16 protein-coding genes, 1 pseudogene and 1 riboswitch are annotated in these 15202 nt (G+C 40.2%); of the genes and pseudogenes, 5 read left to right on the top strand and 12 right to left on the bottom strand.

Annotation, left to right across the window (positions count from 1 at the left end):
* Window positions 1-2: 2 nt before the first annotated feature.
* Window positions 3-410 (top strand): Holliday junction resolvase RuvX, encoded by a 408-nt coding sequence (gene ruvX / locus IPJ09_08650; protein ID MBK7371497.1) that lies wholly within the window; start codon window positions 3-5, stop codon window positions 408-410.
* Window positions 411-417: 7 nt separating this feature from the next.
* Window positions 418-984 carry a peptide deformylase gene (gene def, locus IPJ09_08645; protein ID MBK7371496.1) on the top strand — a complete coding sequence of 189 codons (567 nt, stop codon included), beginning with the start codon at window positions 418-420 and terminating at the stop codon, window positions 982-984.
* On the opposite strand, the gene IPJ09_08640 is transcribed toward def, so the two are convergent.
* The 8 genes and pseudogenes from IPJ09_08640 to IPJ09_08605 form a co-directional block, all read right to left on the bottom strand.
* Window positions 958-1566 carry a riboflavin synthase gene (locus tag IPJ09_08640; GenBank protein MBK7371495.1) on the bottom strand — a complete coding sequence of 203 codons (609 nt, stop codon included), beginning with the start codon at window positions 1564-1566 and terminating at the stop codon, window positions 958-960. The genes def and IPJ09_08640 overlap by 27 nt on opposite strands.
* Window positions 1567-1572: 6 nt before the next feature.
* The gene (locus IPJ09_08635; GenBank protein MBK7371494.1) at window positions 1573-3540 is read right to left on the bottom strand and encodes a gliding motility-associated C-terminal domain-containing protein; all 1968 of its coding nucleotides are present in this window, start codon (window positions 3538-3540) and stop codon (window positions 1573-1575) included.
* Window positions 3541-3552: 12 nt separating this feature from the next.
* A complete protein-coding gene (locus IPJ09_08630; GenBank protein ID MBK7371493.1) occupies window positions 3553-4308 on the bottom strand; it encodes a hypothetical protein in 756 nt (251 codons plus the stop codon).
* A gap of 52 nt (window positions 4309-4360) precedes the next feature.
* Window positions 4361-5248: a dTDP-4-dehydrorhamnose reductase gene (gene rfbD / locus IPJ09_08625; GenBank protein MBK7371492.1), complete on the bottom strand. Its 888-nt coding sequence runs from the start codon at window positions 5246-5248 to the stop codon at window positions 4361-4363.
* Window positions 5238-5792: a dTDP-4-dehydrorhamnose 3,5-epimerase gene (gene rfbC, locus IPJ09_08620; protein ID MBK7371491.1), complete on the bottom strand. Its 555-nt coding sequence runs from the start codon at window positions 5790-5792 to the stop codon at window positions 5238-5240. The genes rfbD and rfbC overlap by 11 nt, the downstream gene beginning before the upstream one ends.
* Window positions 5793-7100, bottom strand: coding sequence for a ribosome biogenesis GTPase Der (gene der, locus IPJ09_08615; protein MBK7371490.1), 1308 nt, complete (start codon window positions 7098-7100; stop codon window positions 5793-5795). It lies immediately after the preceding gene.
* A gap of 21 nt (window positions 7101-7121) precedes the next feature.
* Complete coding sequence (gene era, locus IPJ09_08610; protein MBK7371489.1) at window positions 7122-8015, bottom strand: GTPase Era; 894 nt, start codon at window positions 8013-8015, stop codon at window positions 7122-7124.
* A 132-nt stretch (window positions 8016-8147) separates the two neighbouring features.
* Window positions 8148-8663 (bottom strand): annotated as a pseudogene (locus IPJ09_08605) (hypothetical protein).
* A gap of 80 nt (window positions 8664-8743) precedes the next feature.
* Here IPJ09_08605 and IPJ09_08600 point away from each other — a divergent pair.
* Both IPJ09_08600 and IPJ09_08595 read left to right on the top strand, forming a co-directional pair.
* Window positions 8744-9253 (top strand): ATP-binding protein, encoded by a 510-nt coding sequence (locus IPJ09_08600; protein MBK7371488.1) that lies wholly within the window; start codon window positions 8744-8746, stop codon window positions 9251-9253.
* Window positions 9254-9432: 179 nt separating this feature from the next.
* A riboswitch (TPP riboswitch) is annotated at window positions 9433-9532 on the top strand.
* Between the two features lie 23 nt (window positions 9533-9555).
* Window positions 9556-12009 (top strand): TonB-dependent receptor, encoded by a 2454-nt coding sequence (locus IPJ09_08595; protein ID MBK7371487.1) that lies wholly within the window; start codon window positions 9556-9558, stop codon window positions 12007-12009.
* Here the strand turns inward: IPJ09_08595 and IPJ09_08590 are convergent.
* From IPJ09_08590 to IPJ09_08580, 3 genes are all read right to left on the bottom strand, one after another.
* Window positions 12006-12629: a hypothetical protein gene (locus tag IPJ09_08590; protein ID MBK7371486.1), complete on the bottom strand. Its 624-nt coding sequence runs from the start codon at window positions 12627-12629 to the stop codon at window positions 12006-12008. The two genes, IPJ09_08595 and IPJ09_08590, sit on opposite strands and share 4 nt — an antisense overlap.
* Before the next feature lie 24 nt (window positions 12630-12653).
* A complete protein-coding gene (locus IPJ09_08585) occupies window positions 12654-13346 on the bottom strand; it encodes a (d)CMP kinase (GenBank protein ID MBK7371485.1) in 693 nt (230 codons plus the stop codon).
* 94 nt (window positions 13347-13440) lie between these two features.
* Window positions 13441-13662, bottom strand: coding sequence for a DUF2795 domain-containing protein (locus IPJ09_08580; GenBank protein ID MBK7371484.1), 222 nt, complete (start codon window positions 13660-13662; stop codon window positions 13441-13443).
* A 235-nt stretch (window positions 13663-13897) separates the two neighbouring features.
* Here IPJ09_08580 and IPJ09_08575 point away from each other — a divergent pair, with 235 nt between their 5' ends.
* Complete coding sequence (locus IPJ09_08575) at window positions 13898-14107, top strand: hypothetical protein (GenBank protein MBK7371483.1); 210 nt, start codon at window positions 13898-13900, stop codon at window positions 14105-14107.
* Here the strand turns inward: IPJ09_08575 and queA are convergent, their stop codons facing one another.
* The gene (gene queA, locus IPJ09_08570; GenBank protein ID MBK7371482.1) at window positions 14108-15172 is read right to left on the bottom strand and encodes a tRNA preQ1(34) S-adenosylmethionine ribosyltransferase-isomerase QueA; all 1065 of its coding nucleotides are present in this window, start codon (window positions 15170-15172) and stop codon (window positions 14108-14110) included.
* Between the last annotated feature and the right edge of the window lie 30 nt (window positions 15173-15202).

Genomic DNA, 15202 nt, shown 5'->3' with positions numbered 1-15202 from the left:
AAATGGCTAGGGCACTGGGTGTAGATTATGGCAAAAAAAGGACTGGGCTATCTGTCACAGATCCGTTAAAAATGATAGTCAATCCGTTGACTGCCATTGCTACTGATGAATTGGACCTTTTTTTAATCAATTACCTTGGCCGGGAGCAAGTTGATCTGGTCGTATTTGGTGATCCTTTTCACAAAGATGGCACCCCCACTGAATTAAACTTTGATATTCATACTTTCGGCAATAGCCTCCTCAATCGTTTTCCATATTTAACCATCCGATATCAAGTAGAGAACTTCACCAGTCAGGAAGCGGTCAGTTTGTTAATAAAAAAGGGAACACCAAAAAACAAAAGAGACAAAAGTGCTATCGATGTCATGAGTGCTGTCTTGATTTTACAAAAATATTTAAATCATTATTAAATAAAACATGATATTACCTATATACGCGTATGGGCAGCCAGTGTTAAAAGTAGAAGCCAGTGATCTGGATCCATTAAACTACCCTGACCTGGATGAATTAATTAGCAATATGTGGGAGACCATGTATGCTGCAAAAGGTGTCGGATTGGCTGCACCACAAATAGGACATTCTCTTAAATTATTTATAGTCGATTCGACGCCGTATCAGGAAGAAGGAAAAGAGTTTAAAGGCTTAAAACAGGTATTTGTTAATGCCACGATCCTGGAGGAGGCCGGCGACATTTGGGCTTTTGAAGAAGGCTGTCTCAGCATCCCTGATCTTAGGGCTGAAGTAGAACGACAGCCAGATATCCTTGTGGAGTATCAGGATCTAACAGGCGAACTTCGGAAACAGACTTTTACTGGACTCAATGCCCGGGTAATTCAGCATGAACACGATCACACCATGGGTGTTTTGTTTGTTGATCACTTAAAGCCTCTGAAAAAGCGCATGGTCCAAAGAAGACTTGAAGCCATTCGTAAGGGTCAAATTGAAGCAGACTATCGATTAAAGTTTTATCGAGGGAAGCCCTGAAATAGTCCAAATTCTATGGATATATTTCCCCAATATATCAAATTCAAGGTTGACAAGGTCTCCGGGTCTAAGCTTGTGAAAATTAGTATGATGGAAGGTATAAGGGATGATGGATACTTCGAAATAAGCCTCTTTCAGGTCAGAGATAGTGAGGCTTACACCATTGATAGTAATAGAGCCTTTGGGCACTACAAGCTGACTGGATGTGGATGGTAGTGAAAATTTATAAACCCAACTTCCATCAGAATCATTGATTTCCAGGCAAGTGGTGGTAGTATCTACGTGCCCCTGTACGAAGTGCCCGTCTAATCTGCTTCCAATGATGACGGACCTTTCAAGATTGACAAGATCACCTTTTTGAAGATTATTAAAATTGCTTTTATCCAGGGTTTCTGCGATGAGTGTGCATCTATGCCATGATGGTGCAGTCTGATCTACCGTAAGACAGACACCATTGTGAGCAATACTTTGATCGATTTTGAGGTCTGTACTGAATATCGAAGAAATATATATCTCTACATTTTTTTGTACAATATGAATATCTACAACTTCGCCAAGTGTCTCTATAATTCCTGTAAACATTGGATTTTACCTAAGTATTTGAATGAATCCTTTCCTGGTTTCCAAAGGTGTAGATGCGTTTTCCTGAAAACCGAGGACCTCACAAACATAATAATAAACACCGGGACTTACCTCCTTATCATTTCGATCCCGACCATTCCAATTTAATGCCGGTTCTTGAGTAGAGAATAGTAATTCACCCCAACGGTTGAATACTTCAAATTGAACCCTTACTACTCCTGCATTGACCCTGGGAGTGAATAAATCATTGGCTCCATCTCCATTTGGGGTAAAACTATTTGGGAGATCATATTCTAATTTGCAATTGGGAGGGCAGATGGCTCCTGTTAATTTGGACTCATTGTTATTGTGATCAACAGCCGTCAAAATGTAGCAGCCTGTATAAGAGGAATCAGGTGTGTGAAGAAAGGTTGTTATAGATCGGTCTGTGATGCTGGCTAGTTTGATAAAAGTCGGATTGACTTTATTTTTTGAAAAATAAATATTTACAGAGGCAAGGTCATCCACAAAACAAGTGTCGCTACCCCGGTTGCTCCATTGAAGTTCATTCGTCACACTTCCGGAATTATCCTTTAAAACGCAATCCCGATTGATGGTAAATACCGGAGAACAAGGTGGGGTAGAATCTACCGGGGTAATGCACACTTCTTGTGAAAAATTGGTAAGCGGTGTCGGCAAGCCATTGATTCCATATGTACCTATCGATTGAATGGAATAACAGTATGTTTGATTATTTTCTACAGAGTTATCTATGAATGACCTAGCGGCCGTCGTGCCGATTAAAGTGATCGGGTTATTGATGCTACTTCTGTAAATCTCGTAGTTATAATTATTCCAGGGTACTGACTCTTTCCAGGACAATTTAACGATTCTATCAGCGCCTATCCCTTGAAGGAACACACTACTGCAAGAAGCAGATATACCATATGCAGTGGAGGTGGAGCCGGTAAAAAACTGCAATTGATAACTGTAAGTTTTTTCGGTTGTATTTAATTTTAAGTCTACCAATGAAGTATCCTTAAAATTGGCAAAGCTTCCGGAACTAAAGATAGCACCAGGGATGGGTGTATATACTGTACTGGTCGAAGGCAGACCTTCTGCTCTTGCTACAATGATTTTATAAGGCCCTGGGTGCATCAAGGTATCCAGATCATCGGCTAAAGGCAAAATCCAGGCCACGGATATGGAGCCATTGACCTGATCAGTCGCATTAACTGAAACTTTTGTGATAAAAGGTAAATCTCTTTTTAATTGAATACAGGTCTCCTCAGAAGGTAGACTTACTACACGATTATAAGAATTACCTCCTGGTGAGGTCAAGGCAAACTCTGCAAGAATCCTGTAACAATGGGTTTTGCCTCCTTCTACCATCTCATCCTCGTAGGTGTACTGGTTATTTAATTTGGTATTGACATTGGAAGCGATCTTGATATAACCCCTGCCTGCCAAGCCATTAATGCAGGTATCAAGATTAAACTGATTGCTATTGACCCGTCTCCAAACCGAAAATCCTTTGAAATAATCATTTACAGTGACTGCGCAGGCATTTGAGTATTCCCAGGTCAATTTGACTTTGTTATTACCACTGGTGATCGAATTTAGGTTAGTAGGCGGAGGCCCTACCACTTTAATTCTAACAGACTTTAGATCAGCAAGCCCTGTGGAATCTTTAAAATTGTCCACAGCTCGAAATACAATAGCATATGGAACATCCGAAATATGTTCACAAGAAGTCTGCCAGACGAATTTGCCGGTGGCTGGTTGAGATTGAAATCCAGGCTTGACATTAAAAACAGCTTTGTTTACAAATACATTCAATGGTCCACCAAGTGCACTAATGGAAATTTTTTGTGCAGTATCTGAATCAATAGCTGACACCTCAAATTCTATTCTTGATCCTGCAACGATACAGATATCCTGAGGTACAGTTAAAATTGGTGGATCATTATTGCAATTCTCTATGGTGATCTGCATATCTCTGATGATTTAATTCAGCAGGATGCCATTGCGATACTCTTTAATCAGGATTGCGATATTATACTCACCTTCTTTTTGTGGAGCTAGCCATTCAAAATTGCCGGTAGTCTTGTCCAAAGATATTTTGTTATCTGCACCTGGTAAGATTTGATCCGGGAACCGATAGTTGGGTACTTCAGATCCTTTTGCCTGAAATGGTACAACGAGTTCATAGGCCAAGGAATCACCGTCAGGGTCGTAAGCGTTGATATTATGAATAAACTTTTTACCAATACACCCAAAGTCAATCGGAGGTTGCAATAAGATGGCGGAATTATTATACCCCTGAATAGTGGAATTTAACAGGGTAAGAGTAGTAGCCAGGTGAAACTGGATGCCCACAGAATTTGGAAAATTAAGATTTAGGATATTTCCAACTCTATTGGGGTCTGTCATCGAAACTTCATAAGAGCCTACACCTGGATAGGTGTGCTCTGCAACATAAAAATTTCTCTTGATATCATTCTGAAGGGGTTCTCCCTTAGCACCTGGGCCATTGACACGGTATACATATTGAGATTGACCATCACCCCAAAATACGTTTACGCTGTCTCTATCTGCACCTGTACTGCTGGTTTTGGTATATGTGGTGACAGTCACTCTGATTTTCAAAGGACCTATTTGAACATAAGTGATCTCCCCAGCTCTATTGTGCGTAGCGTGAGCTGCAGCACATAATAATATCAGGCCGGCAGAAATTAATATTTTTTTAAAAACAACCCTCACTTATACTGTAACGCTTTTTTAAAACTCGATTATAACAAAATTAGGCCTTTTTTTAATCTAAGGTTGGATATGATTTTTCTGGCTGAATGCATTCCTGAAGGGCTATCTCCCAGGGCACAGGCTTGATACCGAACACGGCTTGTATTTTAGTCAGTTCAAAGATGCTGTATCGAGGTCTTGGAGCTGGCCTGGGAAAGGATTGGGTGGATGTAGGCAGTACCTTACAGTCGATAAGGCGCATGGCTACAATTTTTTTTGCAAATTCATACCAGGATATTGCGCCATCATTGGCAAAATTGTAAATACCAAAAATATTTGATGAACCATATTCCAGATATCGCCGTAGGATAGTTAAGGTTGCATCGACCAGGTTCGGAGTATAGGTGGGTGCTCCTAGTTGATCGTCTACCACCAGAAGCTCAGATTTTTCTTGTGCTAAACGGATTATAGTATTAACAAAATTTTGCCCTTGCCGGGAGTATACCCACGAAGTCCTTAAAATTATCGTTTTAGGGTTATAATACAAGGCCTTTTGTTCTCCTTCATACTTGGTAATTGCGTAAATGCTTTTAGGACAGCATGGATCTGTCTCTGTTAATGGCCTCGTCTGATCATTATCATAAACATAATCTGTAGAATAGTGCAGAAATAGAATATTCTTTTGATGGCAAGCTTTGGCCATTAATTCCGGAGCCACAGCATTGATATTCCAGGCTGCCGAAGGATCGGATTGTGCCAGGTCTACTTGAGTATAAGCTGCACAATTGACGACGGCATGGATTTCATCCGTGATCACATGGAGTATGGCATTGGCATCTGTTAGGTCAAGCTGTTTATGGCCGTAGGCATGTACCTTGATATCTGCCTCTTGCTTTAACCTGAGTACCAATTGACTTCCTACCTGACCATGCGCACCTGTGACTAGTATATTAAAAGGCATGGATGTCAGGATCTAATAAGGGTAAATGCTGATCACGGTCAGATACCTTGTAGTCGAGACTTAGGTCTGGCCACACAATCTTAAGGTTTGGGTCATCAAACCGGATACCGCCTTCGGAAGCGGGGGTATAATACTGATCACACTTATATTGGAAGGTACATGTATCAGATACGACCAGGTAGCCATGGGCAAACCCTTGTGGGATATAAAACAAATGATGGTCTACAGCGTCTAACATAACCATAACATGAGCGCCATAGGTAGGTGAATTTTTTCGTAGGTCAACAGCTACATCCAGCACTTTGCCGGAAGTGACTCTGACCAATTTGCTTTGGGCATATGGATTTTTTTGAAAATGCAGGCCACGCAAAGTGCCTTTATGCGAATAAGCCTGATTGTCCTGCAAAAATGGTTGATCGATGCCAATTTTTGCTAAATCTTTTTGAGCAAAGGACTCAAAAAAATATCCTCTTTCATCTGCAAATACTTTAGGTTTGATCAGTACAGGACCCTGTACTTCAAAATATTCAGCTTCAAAAATCATTTACTTTTCTTTATAAAACATAGAAATCGGTACTCCTGTTAGGTTAAATTTCTCTCTTAATTGATTTTCGAGATAAAGCTTATAGTTTTTCTGCATATAGTCGGGGTTGTTGCAGAAAAAAGCAAAAGCAGGGTAAGCTTTTGGCACCTGTGTGACATATTTAATTTTAATCATTTTGCCTCTGTAGGCAGGAGGTGGACTTTTTGCTAAAGCATCAGCAAGAAATTGATTGAGTTCAGATGTTTTAAATTTTTGATTTCGTCGTTCGTATACATCCATGGCTACTTCCACCACATTGAAAATCCGTTGTTTGTTTTGAGCCGATATAAATAATATCGGAATGTCATTGAAAGGTGCTAGTTTAAATCTGAGCTCTTTTTCTATTTGGTTCATCGTATTCGTTTCTTTCTCTAAAAGGTCCCATTTGTTTACTAATAACACGATGCCTTTATGTTTTTTGATGGCCAGGCTAAATAGATTGGAATCCTGAGCTTCCATGCCTGTGGTGGCATCGATCATGAGCAAGCATACATCGCAGTCTTCCAATGATCTGACCGCCCTGATCACCGAGTAAAACTCAAGGTCTTCGTGTACCTTAGTTTTTCTTCGTATACCTGCGGTATCGATCAATAAAAAATGCTTGCCAAATTTGTTGTATACCGTATGGATAGCATCCCGGGTAGTACCGGGTATATCTGTCACTATATTCCTTTCTTCACCAATGAGTGAATTGAGTAAAGTTGATTTGCCGACATTTGGTTGCCCTATAATCGCAATCTGTGGTAATGCATTGGCATCAGGCTCTGTTTCGGTTGGAGGAAAAACTTCTACCACATCATCCAGTAACTCTCCGACGCCAGTACCACTGATGGATGACAAGAAATAAGTATTGTCAAAGCCGAGTCCATAAAATTCATTGGCCATCAACATGCGCTGATGGTTATCCACTTTATTCACTGCCAGGTAGACATTTTTCCTGGTGCGCCTGAGCAGATCTGCTACCTGGGCATCAAAATCCGTGATACCTGTGGTCACATCAACCATAAAGATGATGGCATTGGCTTCATCGATGGCCATTTTTACTTGTTGCCTTATCGCGGATTCGAATACATCATCAGAGTGTTGAACAAATCCTCCGGTGTCGATGATGGTGAATGATTTACCATTCCATTCGCTAAATCCATATATACGATCCCTTGTCACTCCACTGGTGTCGTCTATAATAGCTTGTCTTTCGCCAAAAAGACGATTGAATAAGGTTGATTTTCCTACATTGGGCCGACCTACTATTGCAACTATATTACTCATGAATTTTTTCGTCTAAAATTATTAATAACCATATTTTTTAAGCACTTCAGGATTGTTGCGCCAGTTTTTTTCTGTTTTGACCTGTAGATCAAGATATATTGGATGGCCTAAGAAGTCCTCTATTTTTTTTCGTGCCTGGATGCCTAATTCTTTGATGCTTTTTCCATGCTGACCTAATAATATTGCTTTTTGACTATCGCGTTCTACAAAGATGTATACATAGATTTTGGCAAAGGGTTTATTGTCTTTTTCGGAATCTTTAAAATCTTGCACCTGTACTTCACTGGAGTAAGGGATTTCGTCATAATAAGATTCGAATATGGTTTCACGGATCAGCTCTGCGATAAAAAACCGCTCATGCCTATCACTCATTTCATCTTTTGGGAAATAAGCTGGACCTTCAGGTAGTGATTTAAGCAAGGTTTCTAACAATTCCGGAGTGCCCTTGTTTTCTAATGCGGAGACGATAAAACTATGGCTAAACGGATACAAAGATAGCCATGCCTGCCTGGCAGCTTCTGCTTTCTCCTGGCTAAACAGATCAGATTTATTAACTATCAATAATACAGGCACTTTCGTTTTTTTTATCGATTCGACCTGATCAGGATCCAGTTTTTCCTCCGGAGTAGTGACGAATAGGATGAGGTCGGCATCATATATTCCAGCATGAGCGTGGATATTCATCCTTTCCTGTAGTTTGTACTGAGGTTCTTTTATACGGCCTGGAGCATCGGAGAAAATAGCCTGGTGGGTATCGTCATTGTATATCACGAATATCCGATGCCTGGTCGTTTGAGGTCTTTCTGTGATGATGGCGAGCTTTTGCCCACATAATGCATGCACTAAGCTGGACTTGCCGACATTAGGATTGCCAAATAAATGGATAAAACCTGAAAAATGTTGAGTTGATGACATGCGGTGCAAAGATAGTCATATTAGACAGTATCAAGAGAATCAGTTATATATGCAAGTTGGGTATCAGTTTCTGAGCCTTTTGACCTGAGCTTGCAATGTTTTGTTGACCGCATAGATCAAGCCGGGAGCATCAAGCCGTCTCCACACAATGTCATTCAGGTCACTGCCAAAATGTATAAAGTGTTGGAGCCCACATTGTTTAAGCTCATCTTCTACATGATTCATAGTCCCCAGCATGACGATCCATCCACCTTCCTCAGATACTTCTTCATACCATTCTTCATAATAACAATCATCAGAACTATGAAAATTAAGCACATTGTCCAGGATCAGAACAAAGTATTTAATGTGGTGTTTCATTAGCTTTTCGATGACTTTCCTTTTAAGATACATAATATCGTTTTGAATAGCGTCATTCCATTCACCTATAAATTCGATAATAGCATATTGTTCTATATAATCAACGAAAAGAATCTTGAGGTATAAAGTCTCAGAGTCCATATCATCCCACTGGGGGTGGATATAATAATTGTATATAGCATTGGTATACTGGAACTCACTGTTTTGTGTACCATAAAAAGGAGACCTCATATCTTCTGAGGTGATATACTGGTCACGCCATCTAAAAAATGGTTCTATATCTTGCATAAAAATTTAAACTGTAAAAATGGAAGAAAAAATGAAGAGATTCACGATTATTTTTGTTGACATTTTAACAATCAAATAAAATCAATCGATATAGCATCACCGGCCCTGAATCGAGTGGTAAGACTACTCTGGCCAGTCAGCTTTCATTCTCTAGTCAGTTGCCATTGGTAGAGGAGTATGCCCGTACCTTCCTTTCTCTTGGCAATGTTATTGATAGTGCCAGGGATTTGATCTTATTGGCCCAGCGGCAAATAGAACTAGAGAATCAAGCGATGCAGATGGGGACAGATATCATTTGCGACACTGATATGATCGTGTTGAATATTTGGAGTCAGGACAAATTTGGTTTTGTACCACAAGCCTTAACTGCTTTAACAAACCATCATCGCTACACTCATACTTTTGTATGTACACCTGATATACCCTGGGCACCTGATCCGCTGAGAGTAAATCCTTTTGACAGGGAGAGGTTATTTCAGGAGTACATCAAAATGCTAAAATTGATAGGCAGTCCATTTACCATTATCGAAGGGGATGGACCTGCCAGGACTGCTATTGGCATGCAAATATTGGCGCATATTAGAGATTAGAATTAATCGGAGATCGTTCATTTGAATTTCTATGAACGATCTGATGATTGATTATGAATGAATTGTGAATTTTTTGATGAAAGAATTTATTTCGTAATCAATATTAGGATTAACCTCTGACGGAGTCTGAGGATAAAAAATTCATCCCTAATGAATTTTTGGGTTAATTTTGCTTATCTCACAAATATTCGGGGTGCCTACTGATCAAGGATCAAGGCTGAGATGATACCCGTCGAACCTGCTGGGTAATGCCAGAGAGGAATGGATGATAAAGCTCCGAATATCTATTTTATTTTGATTCTATGAGCTTTAGATTTTTTTTGGGTTTAAGTTTTTTTCTATTCTGTATTTATCTTTCGGGTCAGTCGGTGTTGACTCTTGTCATCAAAGATGCTAATGGTAAACCGATACAAGGAGTTACAGCTTCAAGTGCAAGTCTTGCTTTCAAAATTTCCATTGATTCAGGCACGATCTATTGGGAGCCAGGCCCATCGCGTAAGGACACCGTTCATTTGAGACATATAGCTTTTCAATCTACCCATGTCTTTATTGATGCTCAACCCCAAACCACTATCCAGGTCGTACTGAAAGAGGCTATTCATGAATTGGAGGGAGCTCAAATTATTTCTACCTGGGCTAAACCCCGATCGATTATCACTCATACCACTCTGGATATTCGTGATATCGATAGCAAAAATTTAGGTCAGGACATTCCATATATACTCCAGTCACTACCATCTACCGTGAGTTCGTCCGATGCTGGCAATGGTATTGGATATACGGGCATGAGGATCCGGGGCCTTGATCCTACCCAGACCAATGTATTGATCAATGGTGTGCCGCTCAATGATGCGGAGTCTCAGGCAGTATTTTGGGTGGATCTGCCTGATCTGGCTGCCTCCGCTTCTGAGATTCAGGTGCAGCGGGGCATGGGATTGTCCGGGGCTGGCCAGGTAGCTTTCGGTTCGTCTATTTTAATCAATACCAACCGTTTTTCTACTGACCCTTACCTCAACCTGGAGTCCACGATCGGCTCATTCAATACCTTTAAATCGAGCATAAATGCCGGTACAGGATTGATGAAGCATCATCTAAGCATCCAGGGAAGATTATCATGGTTGAGGTCAGATGGATATATAGATCGTGCCAGTGCAGCCTTATTGTCAGGAGGCCTTTCAATATCACAAATCAGCAATAAAAGATCATTTAGGTTGCACCTTTTTGATGGCCATGAAAAAACCTACCAGGCATGGTATGGCGTGCCGATTCAATATGTGATCAATGGTAATCGCAAATTCAATTCTGCCGGGACTGAAAGACCAGGGTCACCATATGAAAACCAGGTTGATGACTACCGACAGACCCATATTCAATTTTTACATCTCGAGCAGCTTTCTAATTCATGGACCTTGCAAAATACATTGCACTTTACCCCTGGCTCCGGATACTATGAAGAATACAAGGCAGATCAAATACCAGCTGAATATAACCTACCAGGTAATGATGCTAAAAACCTTGTCCGCAGGAGATATTTGTCTAATCAGTTTTATGGTTCAATTCATTACCTGGAGTATAAAAACAAGTACAAGGAAATACAGTTAGGCACATCTTGGAATCACTATGCAGGCAGGCATTTTGGGAGGGTAGTGCAGATAAATGATAAGACTCTTCCCGGCCTGGAGAATTATTACGATCAAGATGCTTCCAAATGGACCAGTATGGTTTTTGCAAAAGCTGAGTTGGGCTCAAAGAAAGGAAGCCTGTTGGCAGACCTTCAAGCCAGGGTTCTTTCATATAAATACTCATCCGAAGTGAGCCAGAATGAACAGTTTAATCTTGTTCACCATTTGTTTGTAAGTCCTAAGATCGGATTTACCTTCAATTTCGATACAAATCTGCAAGCATATGGTTTTGGTGGCCTGGCATTTCGTGAACCTAATCGCGAAGATTATGTGAAGGCAGATCTGAATCTGCCTAAACCCGAACAGTTGCAAGATTATGAATTAGGTTTCCGCTGGAACCACAAGATCTTGACGCTTGAGCAGAACTTCTATTATATGAATTATAAGAATCAATTGGTGCCAACAGGCCAATTGAATGATGTAGGCGCCTATATCAGGAGTAATGTGCCAAGTTCGTACAGGCTTGGATTGGAAACATCCTGGTCATTTCAACTGTCGCAAAATTTTATCATTAACGGCAATCTAAACCTCTCAAAAAATCGGACACATCAATTAATTGAATATATTGATAACTGGGATACTGGAGTACAACAAGTCCGTACGCATCAAGACAAACCGATTGCATTTTCACCCTCCAGGGTAATCAATCTGAGCAGTACCATACATTTGATCAAGCACGATCGCGCTACGAGTGGTCATATCCTTGACCTTGAGCCGGGTTTCCAATCTATAGGGTCTCAATATCTGGATGGGACGGGATTGCCATATTCGACACTGGATGGATATAATCTGGTACATTCAAATCTATTTTATCAACTGGTAAAAGGCTCAACACCAATATTGGATATACGTGCCAGCGTCAACAATATATTCAATACAGCCTACGCCTCCAATGGTTGGCTCTATAGATTTCGATCATCAGCTTATAATCCCATCAATGATGATCCTTATTCGGAGGCAGAAGGCGAAAACGGATGGTATCATCAGAAAGGACTCTACCCGCAAGCAGGAAGAAATTTTTTGATATCAGTAAGGATTTATTTCAATCCTCGCAGCAAACCGGTGAATAATTAAAACTTGTAAGTGAAGCCCAATCGATAAACTAAGGGAAGTTGAGTGCTTTGAGTGTCCCCCAGAAGATCATATAATAACGAGATCTCAGAGCTAAATATGGTATTGCTTGTATAACCCAAACCAACCAAAAACTGGTTGTCACCTTGCCGCTCAGTTTCCAGTTTATTACCTATCGCATATCCGGTAGGGTAGACACGATTGATATAACTCAATTCGGTGTGTGCAAAAATATATCGGATGATTTTGGCCCTGGCAAAAACGCCGGCTCCATAATCAAGACCATTAAACTTGACGATAGGACTATTACTATACTCCCGGAATCGACCATTGGTATATTGAAACTCCAGCCTTGGGCCGATAGAGAAAATATTATTTAATTTATAACCAACCATGGGGGACAAGCCGATGCTGAATGTATTGCCACTTACCCCACCATATCCTCCACCATTGAAGGAGAGCCCAAATCCTCCACCATACCAGAGATGGTCAGCAAAAGAAGTGATTTTAGCCTGTTGGGTTGTTGGTTTTTTTGATCGACTGGAGACTTGTGCTACCGAGACGATGCTGGTTATAGCGAAAATTAAAAAAAGTAGATTTTTTAAAAATGATTTATGTGACATAGGATGAAAATTACGAGGATTTATTCAGTTTGAGTTGGATGATATAGCCGTATGAGCCCATTGAAGGGCTATGGAGAGCTGATCTTGCTGGCTTAAAAAGCTATTGTCTAATGTCTTTGCGTCCAAAGGACAGATTAAAGGAGAGTCTTCTCGTGTCGAATCGATATGATCTCTTAATTCTAAATTTTCTTTGATCTCAGCCTTAGTCACCAAGATGCCTTTCGACATAAGTTCATTATATCGTCTTTGCACCCTAATGTCCATATCTGCGGTCATGAAAATCTTCAATTCAGCATCAGGTATTACTTTACTACCAATATCTCTACCATCCATCACAACATTGCCATTTTTAGCCATTTGTTTTTGTTGGTTGACAAGAAATGACCGGACTTCAGGTATTGTGCTTATCTGGCTTACCAGGTTTTGTACCTCAGGGCTCCTGATTAAGTCAGTCACATCTTCACCATTTAGAAACGTTAGATTGCCCTGGAGTGTCCATCTGCATTCAATAGAAATGTTTTTTAAAAGTGGTATAATGTCAAAGATATTTTCCTCTGAAATATAAAGTCGGATAGCATACAGGGTCACAGCACGATACATGGCTCCACTATCGACATAATCAAAGCGAAGCGATCGCGCTAACCCCTGGGCGAGCGTACTTTTGCCGCAAGCAGAATACCCATCTATGGCGATATTTATGTTTTTGCCCTTTTGCACTAATTATCAATTAAAAGAGGCTATATCGTACTCCGGTATAGCCTCCTTGTAACCTTAAGTTATAATCTTTACAGATGAAGAGTAGATTCTTAAATCAATACTCGTCTTCATTGAAAAGAAAATCATCTTTCCTTGGATAGTCAGGCCAGATATCTTCGATGTTTTCGTATATCTCGCCCTCATCTTCCATTTGTTGCAAGTTTTCAATTACTTCCAGTGGTGCTCCCGATCGAATAGCATAATCAATCAATTCATCTCGGGTTGCCGGCCAGGGAGCGTCTTCCAGGTGGTGTGCCAATTCTAGCGTCCAATACATATTAGTTATTTATTTGTCTGTTAAACTGAAATTTTGAAACAAGAGTTCCAAAAAAATTTGCACAAAAGTATTAAAGAAATACTTTCCTTGGTAATATTATTTGTTTTGCTTAAAAATCACTCATAATCAATCACATATAAAGAATTGGACAAATTAAAAAAAATGTAATTTAGAGTTGGTAAGATTTAAAATAGATAAAATAATGTATACTTTGGAAGCGGACGATAGACATTTTCTGCAGATTGCAATAGAGGAAGCCATGAAAGGTATTCAAAATGGTGAAGGTGGTCCTTTTGGTGCTGTGATAGTAAAGAATGATCAAATCTTAGTCAGGGCCCATAATACATCAGAGAAGCAGAAAATTACCACATTACATCTGCCACTGCCTGAAAGTAACCAGCCATTTACCTGGTGGGCTGCCAATGGAGATAAAACTTTATATTGATTATAGGATCAACATTGCGTCGCCATAACTAAAGAACTTATATTTCTTCTTTATAGCTTGCTCGTAAGCTTCAATGATTAACTCCTGGCCGGCAAAAGCAGCCGCCATAATCAATAAACTGGATTTTGGTAAATGAAAGTTAGTCAGCATGCTGTTGGCTATACTAAAATCATATGGAGGATATATAAATTTATTTGTCCAGCCTTCTTGTGGTTTCATGAGACCATGAGCCGATACTGCTGTTTCGACAGCACGCATCACTGTGGTACCGACCGCACAGATTCTTTTATTATTTTCTTTGGCCAGGTTGACAGCTTTGACTGCAGACTCAGGCACTCTAAAATATTCTGCCTCCATCTTATGCTTCGATAAGTCTTCAACATCAATGCTTCTGAATGTACCAAGGCCAACGTGAAGGGTGATCTCAGCAAAATGAACTCCTTTGATCTCAAGGCGCTTCATCAATTCTTTAGTAAAATGTAATCCAGCAGTTGGAGCAGCCACGGCTCCGATCTCTTTGGCATAGACTGTCTGATAGCGTTCTTCATCTAAAGCCTCTGAAGGTCTTTTGATGTATTTAGGAAGTGGTGTATGACCCAATATCTTTAACTGGGCCTGGAAGTCATCATCACTTCCGTCATGAAAAAATCGGATGGTTCGACCTCTGCTGGTGGTATTGTCCACGACTTCGGCGACCAGGATTTCATTGCCTTTTTTATCGTTGAAATACAATTTGTTTCCAACTCTTATTTTTCGGGCAGGGTCGACCAACACATCCCAAAGCCGGGCTTCATTGTTGAGTTCTCTCAACAAGAAAACTTCAATTTTAGCCCCGGTTTTTTCTTTTTTTCCATATAACCTTGCAGGAAATACTTTTGTATTATTGAATATAAATGTATCCCCTTCGTCGAATATGGTCAATAAGTCTTTGAAATTCTTGTGTTCTATTTTGCCGGTATCTCTATGGACGACCATTAATTTACTTCCATCTCTTTCTTTGGAAGGATATTGGGCTATAGCATCTTTGGGAAGAACGAAATTAAACTGAGATAGTTTTGTACGCATTTTGAATCTTTTTTTACGGAAAAAGCGGTC

The sequence above is a fragment of the Saprospiraceae bacterium genome (assembly GCA_016709995.1).
Classification (GTDB): domain Bacteria; phylum Bacteroidota; class Bacteroidia; order Chitinophagales; family Saprospiraceae; genus JADJLQ01.
The sequence above is the reverse complement of the archived record's forward strand: the minus strand, read 5'-3'. Positions and strand labels throughout refer to the sequence as shown.

Excerpts from the sequence above, each read along its gene's own strand:
- ruvX (MBK7371497.1), top strand. The coding sequence starts at position 3 with ATGGCTAGGGCACTGGGTGTAGATTATGGCAAAAAAAGGACTGGGCTA.
- def (MBK7371496.1), top strand. The coding sequence starts at position 418 with ATGATATTACCTATATACGCGTATGGGCAGCCAGTGTTAAAAGTAGAA.
- IPJ09_08640 (MBK7371495.1), bottom strand. The coding sequence starts at position 1,566 with ATGTTTACAGGAATTATAGAGACACTTGGCGAAGTTGTAGATATTCAT.
- IPJ09_08635 (MBK7371494.1), bottom strand. The coding sequence starts at position 3,540 with ATGCAGATCACCATAGAGAATTGCAATAATGATCCACCAATTTTAACT.
- rfbD (MBK7371492.1), bottom strand. The coding sequence starts at position 5,248 with ATGCCTTTTAATATACTAGTCACAGGTGCGCATGGTCAGGTAGGAAGT.
- rfbC (MBK7371491.1), bottom strand. The coding sequence starts at position 5,792 with ATGATTTTTGAAGCTGAATATTTTGAAGTACAGGGTCCTGTACTGATC.
- der (MBK7371490.1), bottom strand. The coding sequence starts at position 7,100 with ATGAGTAATATAGTTGCAATAGTAGGTCGGCCCAATGTAGGAAAATCA.
- era (MBK7371489.1), bottom strand. The coding sequence starts at position 8,015 with ATGTCATCAACTCAACATTTTTCAGGTTTTATCCATTTATTTGGCAAT.
- IPJ09_08595 (MBK7371487.1), top strand. The coding sequence starts at position 9,556 with ATGAGCTTTAGATTTTTTTTGGGTTTAAGTTTTTTTCTATTCTGTATT.
- IPJ09_08590 (MBK7371486.1), bottom strand. The coding sequence starts at position 12,629 with ATGTCACATAAATCATTTTTAAAAAATCTACTTTTTTTAATTTTCGCT.
- IPJ09_08580 (MBK7371484.1), bottom strand. The coding sequence starts at position 13,662 with ATGTATTGGACGCTAGAATTGGCACACCACCTGGAAGACGCTCCCTGG.
- queA (MBK7371482.1), bottom strand. The coding sequence starts at position 15,172 with ATGCGTACAAAACTATCTCAGTTTAATTTCGTTCTTCCCAAAGATGCT.